Origin of the sequence: Methyloligella sp. GL2, assembly GCF_013341275.1 — a bacterium.
Taxonomy (GTDB): domain Bacteria; phylum Pseudomonadota; class Alphaproteobacteria; order Rhizobiales; family Methyloligellaceae; genus Methyloligella.
Window position 1 is genome coordinate 2,268,577 of record NZ_CP054476.1, and the last position, 16,205, is coordinate 2,284,781.

The window sequence follows — 16,205 nt, forward strand, 5'->3', positions numbered from 1 at the left end:
TTTGCGGCGCGCACGCTTACTCCGTGGTCGTGAGGGGAATGGCCTGAGGCGGGTCCATCGGCGGCGGCTGGCTGGCGGCTTCCGACTTGTTTGAGACCTTGGGCTCGACCTTCTTCTTCAGCGGTGCTCCGGGCACCGGCTCAAGAAGCGCAGAGTCGGGATCGATGGCGTCCCAGGGCAAAGCCTCGGAGCTTGCGCCTGCCTCTGACGGCGCTGCCTTGCTGCTCTGCTCGGCGCCCTTCTCCTCGTTCTTCTTGTCTTCTTCGTCCTTCTCCGGCTCGGCGTTGAGCTCGTTCACCGCGTCGTTGATGTTGAGCTGGATCGGACCGTCGAGGGGCGGCGCATTGCTTGCGTCACCCTTGCTTGCGTCATCCTTGGCCATTTCATCCTCGCCCGGCGCCAAAGTCGCATCGCTGCCGGCTCCGTCTGGGCCTTGCCATCCGACCGGGCCGTTTGTGGGCTTGTTCGTGCCTGCCGCCTCGGGCTTCGGCGGCGGCGCCATCAAGTCATCGTCGGGCTCTATGGCATCCCAGGGCAGCACTTCGGTGGTGACTTCGCCCTCACCGCTCGACTCGCCGGGTTCGGGCGGCATCTCGGGCGGGTTGGCGGCGGAGGCATCGTCTCCGGGCGCCGCGCCAGGCGGCGGAGAAATCCGCGTGGCGGTGCTGGGCGCGATATCGCTATGGCGGAGCGGCGCAGAGATCGCCTCTTGCCCGTCGCGGGGCTTGCCGCGGAGCTCGACCAGATAGACTCCCGGCACACCCGCCACGCCTGCGACCGCCACGAGGATGGCCTGGAACAGGAGGAGCGCCAGAACCCCGCCCGCAACGATGCGGCCGGTGCGGCTTTCGAACAGAATGGCCTTCATGCCTCATATGCCCTTAGCACCGCTGCGGCCCCACGCACGGCACGGTGGTATAGCACAGGCTTTACACGGCAGGATAATGGCCAACTCGATAGGCAAATGGTCACGGCCGTCTCTCTTCTACACCCCGTCCGAGGCGCCCCACTCGGCCCCGAATATGGGGGCGATGGGTGCGAAAGAGAAGTCGTGAAAAACGGGAGTTTCGCTTTTATCCGCCTGAAATCGCTGCAAGATCACCGGGACTTCCGGTGCCCTTGCAGGCCTTGGCGTTCCGCCAAAAATGCAGCCAGCCGGTGGATATCGGGGATAACATGCGCGGCATGCGTGCACTAAAATTCGCACCATGTATCATCAAATTTGTGAGCGGCCCGGTTGTCTCGGGCGCCAGCGGAAAGCTCCAAAAAGGCGAGCGGAGAAATCCGGGAGGCTCGGCGGAAGGATCCGAGGACGCTCGAAGCTTCTGGAAAGTTCATAGGGCACGGCAAGCCTAGGTCGTCCATTGCCTTGGACGGCTGAAGGCGGGGTTGCCAGAGGGTGTGAAGGGCCAACGGCCTATCGGCTTTGCCGAACTGCCGTTTTGGCTTCGCCGGTAGGGTCTTTCGCATCGGACGCCTCACCGCCGGCCGGGTTCCGGTAGGGCCAATACCGGTTCCGCGTCGTTGCAGCGCGACGTTAAATAAGTGGCTGAAGCCAGGTCACACTGGCGATGTGCGGGCAACCGCGCAGCACCGGTGTGGCACGAGACCGGAAGGTCTCGCGGCGCCGAGCCAATCGTTCCGAACGGGCGAGAGGATCGACATCGCAAAGGAAGGCGGAGCTGGCCAGCTCCGCCTTTCCTGGTTTCAGGGTCCGGTTACGGCTTCCTTTCCCCTCACTTGGGTGCTGCCGATAGCAGGCTTATGCGTCAGCGCCAAGTCATTCTAAGTGTCATGTCATTCGACATGTCGGCCCGAATGTCGGCTTCCATGTCGGCCTACATGTCGGTTTACATGTTGACCTTCCTGCCGGCCTCGATACCGGCGGGCGATCGGCGCTCTTGCTCCGGCCTTGCGAAATCCGCTAATCGGCTACGGTGAGGCCGGCCAAGATCGGCCCCGGGGTTTGCGTAAACGGGAGGATTGGCTTTGCGGACAATTCGGCGAAGCTTGGCGATAGGTGCCGCGGGATTATGTCTTGCGGCGTTCACCGGCTGCAGCGCCATGAAAGGCGGGAGCAGTCCGGAAGGCGGCGTGAAGACCGAAGATGCGGCCTGGAAGGCCGATGCGAAGGATCCGCTGTCGCGGCCGGTGCAGGTCGCCTGGACCTCGGCGCGGGCGCGCTATTGCGGCTTCGTGTTCGATCCGAACCAGCTCAGGACGAGCTATCTCAGCGCCGAGCAGCGGGCGGGCAATTCGGAAGCCCAGATGCGCAAGATCGAGAAGGCCTACGACTATACGGTCCAGTCGGTGACGGATTCGATCAAATCCAACAGCCACTACTGCACCAAGGACCGCACCACGGCGATCCGCAAGGATCTGAAGCAGTATCTTTCCGGCAATTTCACCCACCGGGCGAGCCCGGCGGATTAAGCGCTATTCGGCCGGCACGGTCTCGGCGGCCGGCGCTTCGTCGGTAGCATCGTCGGCCGCTTCGCTATCCGGCGTGCGTTCGGGCATGGGCGGAGTGGTCTCGTCTGCGCCCGCATCCGCTCCGGACTCATCGGCTGCCGGTTCGGCGCTTGTCTCAGCGCCGGTGTCGGACGCTGCCGGCTGAAGCTCCTCGCTCGATGCCTCAGGCGCCGCGGGCTGCTCATCCGTAGCGTCGGGCGCCGGCTCGCCCGCCGGTTCCTCGACCGCCGGGCTCTCATCGGCCGCATCGTCGCCGGGCTGCGCCGCCGGCGTCTCGGGCGATGCCGCTTCGGGCGCAGTCTCTTCTGCCACGCTGTCTTCTGCCACGCTGTCTTCTGCCGGGCTCTCTTCTGCCGGACTCTCTTGGGCTGCCGCATCGGAAGCGGGGCTTGCCGATTGCGTCGCGGCCGCTTGCGTGCCCTCTTCCGCCGCCGCCGCTGCCGCATCCGGCGCAGACGTCTCGAGCTCGGGCCGCGGCGCGTTGCGGATCTTCTCCGCCATACGCATCAGCACATCTTCCGGCACTTCCGCAGCCAGCAGATAGGACACGTCTTCCTGGGTCCAGCTCACGGCGCCGACCGCGCCCTCTTGCAGGAATTTCGGATCGCTGTCCTCACCGCCGGGCATGGCATAGAGGGCGAGCGGTTCGCCGGTCTTGGGCAGATAGAGCATCTGCGCCATGGGCTTGTCGCCGTAGCGCAGCACCTGGGCGCGGACGAAGCGATAGCCTTCGGGGCGAAGATCCGGGCCGCGCACCGATTGGCCGATCTCCTTGGTGAGCTGGAAAGCCAGCAGATAGGGATTGCCCTGGCTCTCCAGGCTGACCTCGAGGCTCTCGCGGCTGACCAGCGCATGGGCGCGCGCGGTGTCCTCCTGCCAGGTGGGTGTCGGCGGCGGCGGAGGCGGCAACGGCACCTCGACGATTTGCGGCGGCGGCGCGGGTGGCGCTTCCGGCGCGGGCATGGCGAAATAGCCGAGCGCGCCGCCAACCAGCCCGCAAGCCAGGCCGACGCCCGCAAGCGCCGATTTCGGGAAACCTGAGGACGCCTGTTCCGGCTCGCTCCAGCGTTCCTCGACTTCCGTTTGCAGCGGCGGCTCTTCCGCCGGCGGCGCCAGAGAAACCGGGACCAGCTCTTTCAGCTCGCCGGCGAGAATGGAGTCGAAAGCGAATTCCAGCCGCTCATGGGCTTCCTGCAGAGCTTGCGCGCGGCGGGCGACGACCTCGTCGTCCTTGAGCACCTTCTCCACGGCGCGGGCCTGGTTCTTGGCAAGCTGGCCGTCGACATAGGCGACCAGTAGCTCGTCACTCAGCTCGCTCATTGCGCAGCCTCGCTGGTTTGCGGAAAGGATTCGACCTCGGCCTCCATCGGCGGAAGTTTCTCGTCGTCGGACAGCGCATCGGCCAAGGTCGCGCTGGCGCGGATCAGCCGCGCCTCGATGGTTTCGGCCGGGCAGTCGAGCACCTGAGCGGCCTCCTCGTGGCTGAAATCCTCGCCATAGACGAGCAGCAAGGTGCAGCGCTGCTGCGGGGCCAGCTCGGCCAGGAAGGTGACGGTCAGATCGTCGGGCGTGACGTCCTGGTCTTCGCTGATCAGCTCCTCGAAAGCCCGAAGCCCGCGCGGGCGGCGCATCGGATCGGCATGGCCGCGCAGCTCGTCCAGCCAATGCCGGTAGATCTCGCCGAAGGCCCAGCAGTCGAAGGCGACATCACCGGAATAGCGGCGGTCTTCTTCCAGGATCTTGGAGAGCGCCCGCCCAAGCAGCGCCGTGCCCCCTTCCCGCTCGCCGAGCAGGACTTCGGCAAACCGCTTCAGTCGGGGCAAAATAGCGACGAGACCATCCCGAACGGAATCGTCAACTGACTCTTGCAGCACCGATCAAATCCCCCGCTTAACTCTCGCGGGGCCCGCCGTGGCCCCGACGACGCGAATCAAACGTTAGCATAGCCTGATTCCGTCCAACTTCATGAGACGGTACAGACTGTTAGGGAAATTCGGTAGAATTGGCGGGCGGGGCGTGGAAAACGGGCCTCTGCACCAGGTCCATCTCCTTCACCGAAGACGACGATGATGCAAACCCAGAAGCAATGCCAGGTCGAAGACGAGATGGCGGAAACACCGGACGAGACCGAGGCCAAGAAGGCGACGAAGAAGGAAGCGCGCGCTTCCGGCAAGGCGCACAGCAAAACGTCTGCCAAAAAAACGCCCGAGCCGATTGAAGCCGAGGCCGCAAAGACGGACGAAAAATCCGACACCGACACGAAGCCCGGGACAGAGTCCGAGACCGCCGACGGCGACGAGGCGCCGCTCTTCACCACGCTCAGCTCCGACGCAGTGGCGGCCCGGCTTGCCACGGCCGGCGTTGTGCAGCGGACCCGGGAGACCCTGGCGCGAGTCGCCGAGCTGGAACAGGCCGCCGCCAATTCGGCTGTCACGCAGCAGCTGAAAAGCGTCTCCGGCATGGCGGGCAAGCAGGCCTTACGGCTCGGCGAAGGCGGGCTGAAGGTCAGCCGCAAGGGCGCGGGCCGCGCGGCGGAAGCCTCACGGACGATGCTGTTGCCAAGGCTAAAAACGGCTGCCCTGGCCCTCGCCCGGCAGCTTTCGCCGAAACAGATCGCCCGGGATATCCAAGCCATCGTCGTCTTCGGCCATCGGATCACCGCCGACCGGCCGATCGAGAAACTGATGTTCCGCCCCACGGCGGCGGCGGTCTCGCTCGATGCGCTGACCATCCGCGGCACCGGGCGGCAAGAGGCGCATAACTACCGACCGACCCCGCATCTGGTTTTCGACTGGGCGATGTCGGCAATCACGGACGATCTGCAGCGCTTCGCCTTCATCGATTACGGCGCCGGCAAGGGGCGCGTCTTGCTGATGGCCTCGCTTTATCCGTTCCGCTCGATCGGCGGTATCGAATGCACCGAGGAGCTGCATGAGGATGCGCGGATGAATATCGCGCAATTCCCGCGCTCGCCGATGCGCTGCCGGCGGATCGAATGCGTGCTGGAGGATGCAACCCATGTGGCGACGCCGCGCGGGCCCGGCGTGCATTACTTCTTCGACCCGTTCTCGCGGGTTGCCTTCGCGCAGGTGCTGAACGGGATCGCGGCCTCCTACCGGGAGGATCCGCGCCCGCTCTATCTGGTGCTGGTCGATTGCAAATACGGCGATCTGGTGCGGCAGACCAAGCTGTTCCGCCGCGCCCGGATGCCGTTCCGGGCGCAGCTTGCCAGCTTCTTGTTCAGCCCCTACCGGATCGAGGTCTACAAGACCGATCCGGCGTAGCTATTTGACGCCGAGCTTCTTCTGCAGGTTGGACGAGGAGGTGGTGTACTGGAACACCAGCTTCTGGTCCGGATGCACGATCTGGTGCACCTTCTGGGCCATCAGCGCCGCCTCGTGGAAGCCGGAGAGGATCAGCTTCAGCTTGCCGGGATAGGTGTTGATATCGCCGATGGCGAAAATCCCCTCCTCGCTGGTCTGAAACATCTCGGTGTCCACCGGGATCAGGTTCTCCTCAAGATTGAGGCCCCAATCGGCGACGGGTCCAAGCTTCATGGTCAGCCCGAAGAAGGGCAGCATGACTTCGGTCGTCTGCTCGAAAGTATTGCCGTCCGGCCCTTTCACGGTGACCGAGGTGAGCTGGCCGTCATCGCCATGCAGCTCGGTGACTTGGCCGAGCTCGAACTTGATGTCGCCGCTCTCCACGAGCTGGAACATCTTGTTGACCGAATCCGGCGCGGCGCGGAACTGGTCACGGCGGTGAATCAGGGTCAGCGACTTGGCGACCGGCTGCAGGTTCAAGCACCAGTCGAGGGCGGAATCGCCGCCGCCGACGATCAGCACGTCCTTGTCGCGGAAATCCTCGATCTTCTTCACCGAGTAGAAGACGGAGGTGCCCTCATAGCCCTCGATGCCCGGAAGCGGCGGACGCTTCGGGGTGAAGGAGCCGCCGCCGGCGGCGATCACCACGGCCTTGCATTCGAGCACGACGTCGCCATCGGTGGTCAGGCGGAAGCCGCCATCGTCCAGGCGCTCCAGCTTGTCGACGCGGTGGTTGAAATGGAATTCGGCACCGAAGGGCTCGATCTGCTCCATGAGTCGGTCGGTCAAATCCTGTCCGGTCACCGACGGCAGGGCCGGAATGTCATAGATCGGTTTTTCCGGATAAAGCTCGGTGCACTGCCCGCCGGCACGCGGCAGGATATCGACAACGTGGCATTTGATATCGACCAGGCCAAGTTCGAACACGGCGAACAGACCGCACGGCCCTGCGCCAACAATAACGACATCGGTCTTGATGGGTTCTTCCGACATTGCTTCCTACTAGAATTGTTTTTCGGGAACACGGACTACAAGTCCGTCCATCTCTTCCGTGACCTGGATCTGGCAACTCAGCCGGCTTTCGTCGCGTACGTCGAAAGCGAAATCGAGCATGTCCTCTTCCATGGGCTCAGGCGTTCCGACCACCTCGCGCCACGGCTCCTGCACGTAGACATGGCAGGTTGCGCAAGCGCAGGCGCCGCCGCATTCGGCGGCAATACCGGGAATCGAATTCCGGACGGCGGTCTCCATCACCGTCATTCCGGGCTCGGCTTCGACGGTGTGTTCGGTGCCGTTATGCTCAATAAATGTTATCTTAGCCATGGCGTTGGCTGAGTACCGGTTTCATCGTTCAGTGGGAGGCGGGCTCAGCTGTTCCGTACGCCCGCAAGTAAAGACGCTTAGGTAGCCTAAAGCTGCCGTGTAAGCGTTGCTCTATAGGGCAATTGGCCCACAGACTCCAGCCCCTTCGGGCGAATTGCAGGAGCGACCGTTTAGCGCTCCGCTAGTAGAGACTTAACGTAGGACTTGGTCTCTTCTAGCAAGCGTTGCAACCGATCCAGCGTGTCTTTGCGGTCCTGCATCAGCGCCTCGCCGCTCAGGGCCTCCGCCGCAGCCGCAGCTTCGGCCACACGCCATGCCCCGACCGCGCGGGCGGAACCCTTTAGAGAATGGGCCGCATCGGCCCAGGCCTTGTCGCTATCGGCGTTGGCCAGGCGGTCCAGATACACCATCGACTGGCTACAGAACAGCTCCAATGCCTCCTGCTCCAGGGATCGGTCTCCCAAGGTATAGCGGGACAGATGCACCAGATCGATCGGCCGGCTTGTGTTCCGGCCTGTGGATAACTTTGCCCGATCCGGGGTCGCCGATGCGTTTAACTGCATTTTGTTTGGGCTCCGCTTGCTGTCGTGCCGTGACAGGGCTGCCTTCCTGTCGGCAAATTGAGACGGTTTTTAGGTAGGTTGGGCGCCAAATTTGGGCGCAGCTCTGAAGCTGCGCGGCTATCCCGCTGTGCGGGATAGAGCTTGTCTCGCAACGTTGCGATCTGGCCATCAGAGTTCAGCACGGATTTCCTGAAATCTTGGCGCAAAATAGCGGTTCTTGTCCGCGTTAGGGATATTCACCGATTCACCTTCCCTTGCCATTAAATTTTCGCTAACCATGAACAAGCGGGGAATGAGATCGGAAGATTGGGCTGGCCTAAACAGCCCTATGAGGGGTCTTCCGAGAGACGCCGCTTTGTAGCGGGTCGTTTTGAGTTGGGCGGCGCTAAGTTCTCTCGTGAGTGTTAGAAGTACGAGGAATGCGTTATGGCGCAGGAACGAGCCCAGTCTGGGAGTCGCAAGCTCGACACCGCCGAAAACGAGGCCGAAGCGGTCGAAACCGGCGAAAAGACGTCCCGGCTCAGCTTTATCGAACGGCGCAAGGCCGCAGCGGCCGAAAGCGCTTATAGTCCGGACGCTCCGCGTAAGCGCGGCTCGCTAAGCGAGCGTCTGCAAGCCCGCAAATCGTCCGACGGCAAATCCGAAACTACGCCCGAGCCGGATTTCGGCAGCGAGCCGAAATTCGGGATGTCGTCGTCCTCATCTTCCAAGACCGACTCTATCGCGAAAACGCCCGAGCCTGCGGAGGTCGAGAAGCCGGCCGCGCGCACGGTGACGTTCGATCCCCCCTCCCCGGCACGCAGCGAGCCTGCATCTGCACCGCGCAGCTTCGAGAGCGCCTCTTCGCCGCGCCGCTTGGAGATGTCGGCAACGCCGAGAACCTTCGATGCCAAGGCCTTCGAGACGGCTGCACCGCAAACCGAGGCGATGGCAAAGGCCGAGCCCGCGCCGGAACCGGAGAGCGACGATCCGAGCGCGTTCCGGCGCCGTCCTGCCGGCCCGGCGCCGCGGCGCCTGGCGACACCGGCCAATGACGATCTTCCTTCGATCGGCGGGCTGATCTTCGCCCTGCAGCAGAAGCCTTCGCGCACGCCGTTCCTGATCGCGCTGGTGGCCTCGCTGGTGTGGTTCGTGATCGGCGGGCTGTTCGCCTACGGGCTGATGTCCTCCGACACCAATCCCGGCGGCATGCTGTCCAGCCCCACCACGCTGACCTCGGCGATGGCCATTATCGTGCCGATCGCCATTTTCTGGTTCCTGGCGCTGCTGATCTGGCGCGCCCAGGAGCTGCGCCTGATGGCCTCGGCGATGACGGAAGTCGCGGTGCGGCTGGCCGAACCCGACAAGCTCGCCGAGCAGTCGGTCGCTTCGCTCGGCCAGGTGATCCGCCGCCAGGTCGCGGCGATGAATGACGGCATCTCCCGGGCCATCGGCCGGGCGAGCGAGCTGGAAGCGCTGGTGCACAACGAAGTCGCCGCGCTGGAGCGCTCCTATAACGACAACGAGACCCGGGTGCGCGGTCTGATCAGCGAGCTTGCCAGCGAGCGCGAGGCGCTTGCCAATAACAGCGAACGGGTCAGCGCGGCGCTGGAAGGCGTCGGCGCGCGCGTCTCCAAGGACATCACAGCGGCCACCAACGAGATCGACCGGAGCCTGGCCGATCGCGGGCTGAAGCTGACCGAGCTTCTGGTCGCCCGCTCCAACGAAGCGGCCTCGGAGGTCTACCGCGCGCAGGAGACCATCGCGACCAACGTGCCCCGGCTGATGCAGCAGCTCGGCAAGGAGCAAGCCGGGCTGAACAAGCTGGTGGAGGATGCGGTGTCCAATCTGGCGGCGCTGGAGAATGCCGTCGGCTCGCGGACCCAGGCGTTCCACGAGACTATGCAGACCAGCTCCGTCGCCTTCGCCAACTCTTTGAGCGATCACACCAACGCATTCGATCAGGTGATGCGGGCCCATAGCGAGGGCTTCACCAGCCGGCTGGCGGAGCGCATCCAGGCGCTCGAGGGTCTGGTGACCCACGGCACCTCGATGATCGACCAGACGCTGGAATCGCGCACCGATGCGTTGAGCGCCCAGATCGACCGCGGCGCCCAGACCCTGGTGAAGACGCTGGAAGACGGCACCGAGGTGTTCGCGGTGGCTGCCGATACGAGCGTGACGGGGCTGGAGGGCGCGTTGAAGAAGCGCACCGACGCCTTCACCACGGCGATCAATCAGGGCGGGGTCGCCATCGACAAAGCGATGGCGGAGCGCACCGGCGCCTTCGCCAATGTCATCAACCGCAGCGCCGATGCGCTGGATCAGACCATCGCCGAGCGCACGAGCGCCTTCGCCAGCACCATCAACAAGGGCACCGAGGCTCTGGACCACACCATGGCGGAGCGGACCGGCGCATTCGCAGGCGCGCTCGATCAGACGACGCAAGCGCTGGACAAGGCGATGGCCGAGCGCACCGGCGCGTTTGCCAATGTGCTCGACGAGAAAACGCAGGTCCTGGACAAGGCGATGGCGGAGCGGACCGGCGCCTTTGCCAATGCGATCGACGAGAAGACGCATGTGCTCGACAAGGCCATGGCCGAGCGGACCGGCGCCTTCGCCAATGCCATCAACCACACGACCGAGGCGCTGGACAAAACCATCGCCGAGCGCACCAGCGCCTTCACCCGCGCCATCAACTACAATGCCGAGGCGCTGGACAAGAGCTTGGCCGAGCGCGGCGAAGGCGTGATCAAGTCGCTGCAGGACCGGCTGAACGCCATCGACACCACCTTCCGCCATCGCGGCGAGGAGGCCGACAAGCTGCTCGCCCGCCATGCCCAGGCGGTGGAGGAGACCTTCGGCCGCCAGACCGCGCAGCTGCATAAGGTGCTGGCGGAGAATTCCAACGTGCTGCGCCAGACCGCCGATGTGGTCGGCAACCAGTCCGGCCAGGCGGTGGAGGTCCTGACCAAGCAGACCGAAACGCTGCGGCAGGTCTCCTCCGGTCTTCTGGAGCAGATCCACGCCCTGACTCAGCGCTTCGAGAATCAGGGCCAGGGCATCCTGACCGCGGCCAAGGCGCTGGAGACCTCCAACACCAAGATGGATTCCATCCTGGAGAGCCGGCATCAGGCGATCATCGGTCTGCTGCATGCGGTCACCGGCAAGGCGCGCGATCTGGACAGCCAGATGCAGAACTACGTCACCGTGATCAACACGGCGATGACGGAGGCCGAGTCGCGGGCCAAGCAGGCCAGCCAGCTTCTGGCGCGGGATACCTCCACCCAGGCGCAGCAGGCGGTGGCGCAGATCGAAAAGATGCGCGCCGAGGCCCAGGCCCATACCGCGCGGGCGGTGGACGATCTGAAGACCAGCTTTGCGCGGGTGATCGGCCAGATCGGCCAGCAGCTCGATCAGATGCGCGGCCAGTTCGACACCACCTCGCGCGGCATGCGCGAGGCGGCACAACAGACCGCGACGGATCTGGATCAGCTGCGCACCGAGATGCAGACGCGCATGGACGCCCTGCCCGAGCACACCGCCCAGGCCACCGCGGCGATCCGCAAGGCTCTGGCCGAGCAGATCTCCGAGATCGAAGCGATCACCCCGGTGCTCACCAGCGCGGCGAGCCAGGGGCTGGAGCAGAACTTCAAGCCGGCGCCGTCCACTCCTGAGCCGGCCCCGTCCCTGGCCTCTTCGCCGGCCCCTTCCGCGCCTGCGCCGGAACCGGAGCCGCGCTTCGAAGCGCCGTCCGCGCCGTCGCGCAGCGCGCCCGAGCCGAGCCCGGATTTGGATTATTCCGCATTGCCGCAATTCGACGCTTACGGGCGCCCGGCCGGCGGGGCGGATAACGACGACGATCTGGGCGAAGTCGCCGGCAATCTTGCCGAGCAGCTGAGCGGGGCGACCTCCGGCGGCACCCAGCCGCGCAACGCGCCGCGTGCCGGTCAGCCGGCCCCTGCCCCGCAGCAGCAGGCGGCAAACGCGCCGAGCGGCAGCGGCGGGCTTCGTCTCGACGAGCTGGCCCGCGCCGTCGATCCGCGCACCGCGGCGGATGTGTGGGCCCGCTATCGCGGCGGCGAGACCGGCGTGATGGCCCGCCAGCTCTATACCCGCGAGGGGCAGCGCACCTATGACGAGGTGAGCCGGCGCTATACTCGCGATCAGGAGTTCCGCGGCACGGTGGACCGTTACATGTCGGATTTCGAGCGCCTTCTGGGCGAGGCCGAGCAGGCCGATCCGGAAGGGCGGATGCTGGACGATTATTTGGTCTCGGAAACCGGCCGCGTCTATCTGCTACTGGCCCATGCCAGCGGACGGCTTCGCTAGCCTGCCGCGATCTAAAGACTGCCAAGAGACACGGCCCGCGCGTAGACTTCTACCCGCGGGCCGTTTCGTTTGAAGGCCCGGAAAAATTCGAAGGAGTGGTTCAGGCATGGAGTTGGAGCTTGCCGTCGAGCGCTGGCCGATCGCCGGTGGCTTCACCATCTCCCGCGGCTCCAAGGACGAGGCGGAGGTGGTGGTCGCCACCTTGCGCGAGGGCGATCTGCGCGGCCGCGGCGAATGCGTGCCTTACGCCCGCTATGGCGAGAGCGTCGCTAGCGTGAGCGAAGAGATCGAGGCGGTGGCATCCCGCTTCGGCGATGCGCTGAGCCGCGTTTCTCTCAGCCAGCATATGGCGGCGCCGGGCGCGGCGCGAAACGCACTCGATTGTGCGCTATGGGATCTGGAGGCGAAGCGCCAGGGCGTGCCGGTGCATGTGCTGGCCGCGCTGCCGCCGCTGCATCCGGTGCTCACCGCCTTCACCATCTCGCTTGGGTCTCCCGCGGAGATGGCATCCGCGGCACGCCGCGCCGAGGAGCGTCCGCTTTTGAAACTGAAGCTCGGCGGCGATGGCGATGCGGAACGTCTGGCGGCGGTTCGCGAGGCGGTGCCCTCGGCCCGTTTGATCGCCGATGCCAACGAGGCCTGGCCCATCGAGCAGCTTGAGATGCTGATGCTGGCGGCGGAGGCCAATGGCATCGAGCTGATCGAGCAGCCGCTGCCGGCGGAGGAAGACGCGATCCTCGCCGAGATGCCGCGCCCGGTGCCGATCTGCGCCGATGAATCGGCCCATGACAGGACCGGGCTGGAAGAGCTCGCCCGCCGCTACGATGCGATCAATATCAAGCTCGACAAAACCGGCGGGCTGACCGAGGCGCTGGCCATGGCCGGCAAGGCGCGCGAGCTCGACCTGGAGATCATGGTCGGCTGCATGGTGGCGACGTCGCTGGCCATGGCTCCTGCCCTGCTGCTGGCGCAAGAGGCCGAATGGGTTGATCTCGACGGGCCGCTTCTGTTGGCCGAAGACCGCGAAGCGGGCCTCGCCTATGACGGCGCCCTGCTCTACCCGCCCGACCCGGAGCTTTGGGGCTAGCTCTTCCCCTCCCAAGTCCCCTGCCAAGCCACCAAAACCTGCTCGAATCAGCTAGCTTCGTCGCAACTTGGCGGATTGAGGGCATGCGCCCTTGGGGCAGAGGTTCATGGGGCAGAAACTTTCGCTGACGGAATTCTCGCTGATCGAGTCGGCGCTTCAGGACAGTCCGCGCGGCCGCTGGTTCCTGGCCGAGTTCGCGCGCCGCAACCGCAGCGCCGATACCGAGGTCCTGCTGCGGGCGATCGCGCGGCTGGAAGCAGCGATGATCCGGGCCGGCGGCGGCGGGCGTGTCGGCTTGCAGCCGAAAAAGCCTGCGGCGGCGCGAAAGCCATCCGCCTCGAAGCCCGCCACTCAGCCTGCACCGTCCGCCTCGCTGGCGCCGGTCGCGGCGCAGGTGGAACGGGTCGCGGCGGAGCTGGAAGCGCTGACCGCCTCCGGCGCCAAGGCGACGGAGCAGATTCTTCTGGCCGCCGAAACCCTGCAGGACGTCGCCTGGGAGATGCGCGACGGTGCCCCGGATACCCGCTATTGCGAGCGGATCGAGACCGGGGTGCGGGACATCTTCGGGGCATGCACGGCGCAGGAGGCGATCTTGCGCAAGCGCCACCGTGCGGTTTCGGTGCTGCAGGAGATCCGCGCACATCTCATCGCCATGGCCGAGGGGCGCGTGGTGAAGCCGATGGCCTCACCGACAGCTTCGCCCGCATCTTCGCCTGCACCGGAGAGACGTGCCGAGACGCCCCCTCCCGCCGAGACTTCTCCGGCAGCGGCCCCCGCTACGCCGCAAGCCGCAGGGCATGAGACGGCCCCGCCGGAGCCAAGCGCGGCAGTCGGCGAAGCCGCTCTCCCCGGGCTTCCAGAGATGCCGGAAATCGCGCCCGAGGCGAAGCACGATGGCGGCATCGAACAGCCCCCAACCGCGGCGTCGAACGAACCGGAAAAGGCCCCGGCCGCGACCGCCACGCAAGCGCTGCAGAAGCTGCATGCGGCCAAGCGGGCGGCCATGTTCGGCTAGGCAACCGGCATTCACGCGACGTATTCGCGTGTAATATCAGCGGATTACAATTTTTTGCTAGGGACGCGGCTGGGGGGCCTTGACTCCCGGCTGGGATGTTCCCATTTCCTGGGAGACGCACTTTCCCCCAAGCGTCCCCCACATTGACGCGCGAGTGCGAGACGGCCCGGTTTCCCCCCAACCGGGCCGTCCTTTTTTGCGCCTCAGCAAGCGCCTGCGGCGGCGCGGCGGAACGTCGTTTGCCGCCAGCACATTGTCGATGAACTGCTCCGCGGCGCGTTCCCAGCTATAGGTGAGCGCATGCGAGCGGGCCGCGGCGCGGTCCAGCTTCATGGCCTTCAGGATCGCATCCTTCAAATTCTCGCTCAGCGCGCCGACCGCCGGATCGGTGATGATGTCCTTCGGCCCGCAAACCGGGAAGGCCGCGACGGGAACGCCGCTCGCCAACGCCTCCAGCAGCACCAGGCCGAACGTATCGGTCAGGCTGGGGAAGACGAACACATCGGCGGAGGCATAGATCTCGGCCAGCTCTTCGCCGTGCTTCGGCCCGGTGAAGGTGGCGGACGGGTATTTCTTCTGCAGCTCGGCCAGCTGCGGGCCGCCGCCGGTGACCACCTTCTGGCCCGGCAAATCGAGCTCCAGAAAGGCCTCGATATTCTTCTCAACCGCCACGCGGCCGACATAGAGGAAGACCGGCTCATCGCCGAACAGCCGCACCGGGCGCGGCCGGAACAGCTCGGTATCGACGCCGCGCGACCAATGCATCAGCCGCTCGAACCCGTGGCGCTGCAAATCCTCGGCAATGGAATCGGTGGCGACGAAGGTCGCTGCGGCGCGGCCGTGAAACCAGCGCTCCATGGCATAGCCCAAGGCCAGCGGCACCGGCAGCCGGGCGCTGATATATTCGGGAAACCGCGTGTGATAGCTGGTGGTGAAGGGGATGCGCCGCTTGATGCAATATTTGCGGGCGCCGAGCCCCACCGGCCCTTCCGTGGCGATATGGATGAAATCCGGCGCCAGCTCGTTGATGCGCTTGGCGACCTGGCGGCTGCCGGTCATCGCCAGCCTGATCTCCGGATAGGTCGGGCACGGCACGGTGCGGAAATCGGACGGGGCAAGGAACAGCAGCTCATCGCCGCGCGCGGCGATCTCTTCGGCCAGCCGTTCATAGGTGCAGACCACCCCATTCACCTGGGGATGCCAGGCATCGGTCGCGACGAGCACCTTCATCAGGCTGCTGCCTCGAGCTCCTTGTCGGATACCGTTCTGGGACCTACCCCGGAGTGTGCGGGATTCCAACGAATGATCTCGAAGGTCCCCGCATGGGTCTCTGCGATCGCGGTGCAGCTTTCGACCCAGTCTCCGGTGTTCATATAGGTTATCTCGCCGATCGGACGGCTGGCGGCATGATGGATATGGCCGCAGATAACCCCTTGTGTCCCACGGCGGGCGGCCTCTTGGACCAGCGCCGCCTCAAACTCTCCGATATAATTCACTGCGCGTTTCACCCGATTTTTCAGATAGGCCGAAAGCGACCAGTAGGGCAGACCGAACCAACGCCGCATGGTGTTGAAATGCGTGTTCAGCCAGAGCGCGAAATTGTACCCCCAATCGCCAAGGAACGCGATCCACTTGGCGTAACGCACGACCACATCGAACTCGTCGCCATGCATCACCAGGTACCGCTTGCCGTCCGCGCCTTCGTGGATGGTGTCGCGTTCGATGGTGATGGCGCCGAAGGAACTGCCGCAATATTCGCGCAGCACCTCGTCATGATTGCCGGGAATCATGATCAGCTTGGTGCCCTTGCGCGCGCGCCGCAAAAGCTTCTGCAGCACGTCGTTGTGCAGCTGGGGCCAGTAGACGCTCCGGCGCAGGCGCCAGAAGTCTACAATGTCGCCCACCAAGTAAATCTTCTCGGCTTCGCATGACTTCAGGAAATCGAGAAAGGCTGCCGCCTGACAGGCTTTCGTCCCCAGGTGAATATCGGAGATGAACAAAGCCCGGTAGTGCTGGGTTTGGCCGGGTTTATTGAGATTTGAGACCTGCATATCCATAGCGAGTTCCGCAGTTAAGCTGATTTTGTATCAGGGTTGTGACAGAGCGAGAGC

The 16,205-nt window shown here is 65.0% G+C and carries 13 protein-coding genes; 5 read left to right on the forward strand and 8 right to left on the reverse strand.

Annotated features, from left to right (window positions below):
* Window positions 1-16: 16 nt before the first annotated feature.
* Complete coding sequence (locus HT051_RS10710) at window positions 17-868, reverse strand: hypothetical protein (RefSeq protein WP_174542020.1); 852 nt, start codon at window positions 866-868, stop codon at window positions 17-19.
* A 1,196-nt stretch (window positions 869-2,064) separates the two neighbouring features.
* On the opposite strand from HT051_RS10710, the gene HT051_RS10715 reads away from it, so the two are divergent.
* Window positions 2,065-2,433, forward strand: a complete 369-nt coding sequence (locus HT051_RS10715; RefSeq protein ID WP_174542021.1) for a hypothetical protein — start codon at window positions 2,065-2,067, stop codon at window positions 2,431-2,433.
* Between the two features lie 3 nt (window positions 2,434-2,436).
* Here HT051_RS10715 and HT051_RS10720 read toward each other — a convergent pair whose 3' ends face one another.
* The gene (locus HT051_RS10720; RefSeq protein ID WP_174542022.1) at window positions 2,437-3,792 is read right to left on the reverse strand and encodes a hypothetical protein; all 1,356 of its coding nucleotides are present in this window, start codon (window positions 3,790-3,792) and stop codon (window positions 2,437-2,439) included.
* Window positions 3,789-4,295: an RNA polymerase sigma factor gene (locus HT051_RS10725; RefSeq protein WP_174542023.1), complete on the reverse strand. Its 507-nt coding sequence runs from the start codon at window positions 4,293-4,295 to the stop codon at window positions 3,789-3,791. Before HT051_RS10725 ends, HT051_RS10720 begins: the two co-directional genes overlap by 4 nt.
* Before the next feature lie 243 nt (window positions 4,296-4,538).
* On the opposite strand from HT051_RS10725, the gene HT051_RS10730 reads away from it, so the two are divergent.
* The gene (locus HT051_RS10730) at window positions 4,539-5,756 is read left to right on the forward strand and encodes a hypothetical protein (RefSeq protein WP_174542024.1); all 1,218 of its coding nucleotides are present in this window, start codon (window positions 4,539-4,541) and stop codon (window positions 5,754-5,756) included.
* Here the strand turns inward: HT051_RS10730 and HT051_RS10735 are convergent, their stop codons facing one another.
* The 3 genes from HT051_RS10735 to HT051_RS10745 form a co-directional block, all read right to left on the reverse strand.
* Window positions 5,757-6,788 carry an NAD(P)/FAD-dependent oxidoreductase gene (locus HT051_RS10735; protein ID WP_174542025.1) on the reverse strand — a complete coding sequence of 344 codons (1,032 nt, stop codon included), beginning with the start codon at window positions 6,786-6,788 and terminating at the stop codon, window positions 5,757-5,759.
* Window positions 6,789-6,797: 9 nt separating this feature from the next.
* Window positions 6,798-7,118, reverse strand: coding sequence for a 2Fe-2S iron-sulfur cluster-binding protein (locus tag HT051_RS10740; RefSeq protein WP_174542026.1), 321 nt, complete (start codon window positions 7,116-7,118; stop codon window positions 6,798-6,800).
* A 170-nt stretch (window positions 7,119-7,288) separates the two neighbouring features.
* A complete protein-coding gene (locus tag HT051_RS10745) occupies window positions 7,289-7,681 on the reverse strand; it encodes an Hpt domain-containing protein (RefSeq protein ID WP_174542027.1) in 393 nt (130 codons plus the stop codon).
* A 426-nt stretch (window positions 7,682-8,107) separates the two neighbouring features.
* On the opposite strand from HT051_RS10745, the gene HT051_RS10750 reads away from it, so the two are divergent.
* The 3 genes from HT051_RS10750 (at window position 8,108) to HT051_RS10760 (ending at window position 14,094) form a co-directional block, all read left to right on the forward strand.
* The gene (locus HT051_RS10750; RefSeq protein ID WP_174542028.1) at window positions 8,108-11,992 is read left to right on the forward strand and encodes a hypothetical protein; all 3,885 of its coding nucleotides are present in this window, start codon (window positions 8,108-8,110) and stop codon (window positions 11,990-11,992) included.
* Window positions 11,993-12,098: 106 nt separating this feature from the next.
* Window positions 12,099-13,079 carry an N-acetyl-D-Glu racemase DgcA gene (gene dgcA / locus HT051_RS10755; RefSeq protein ID WP_174542029.1) on the forward strand — a complete coding sequence of 327 codons (981 nt, stop codon included), beginning with the start codon at window positions 12,099-12,101 and terminating at the stop codon, window positions 13,077-13,079.
* Between the two features lie 106 nt (window positions 13,080-13,185).
* On the forward strand, window positions 13,186-14,094 hold the full coding sequence (locus tag HT051_RS10760) for a hypothetical protein (protein ID WP_174542030.1): 909 nt from the start codon (window positions 13,186-13,188) through the stop codon (window positions 14,092-14,094).
* A 57-nt stretch (window positions 14,095-14,151) separates the two neighbouring features.
* Here the strand turns inward: HT051_RS10760 and HT051_RS10765 are convergent, their stop codons facing one another.
* Window positions 14,152-15,324 carry a glycosyltransferase family 1 protein gene (locus tag HT051_RS10765; protein WP_174542031.1) on the reverse strand — a complete coding sequence of 391 codons (1,173 nt, stop codon included), beginning with the start codon at window positions 15,322-15,324 and terminating at the stop codon, window positions 14,152-14,154.
* Complete coding sequence (locus HT051_RS10770) at window positions 15,324-16,151, reverse strand: UDP-2,3-diacylglucosamine diphosphatase (protein WP_371740581.1); 828 nt, start codon at window positions 16,149-16,151, stop codon at window positions 15,324-15,326. Before HT051_RS10770 ends, HT051_RS10765 begins: the two co-directional genes overlap by 1 nt.
* Window positions 16,152-16,205: the final 54 nt, after the last annotated feature.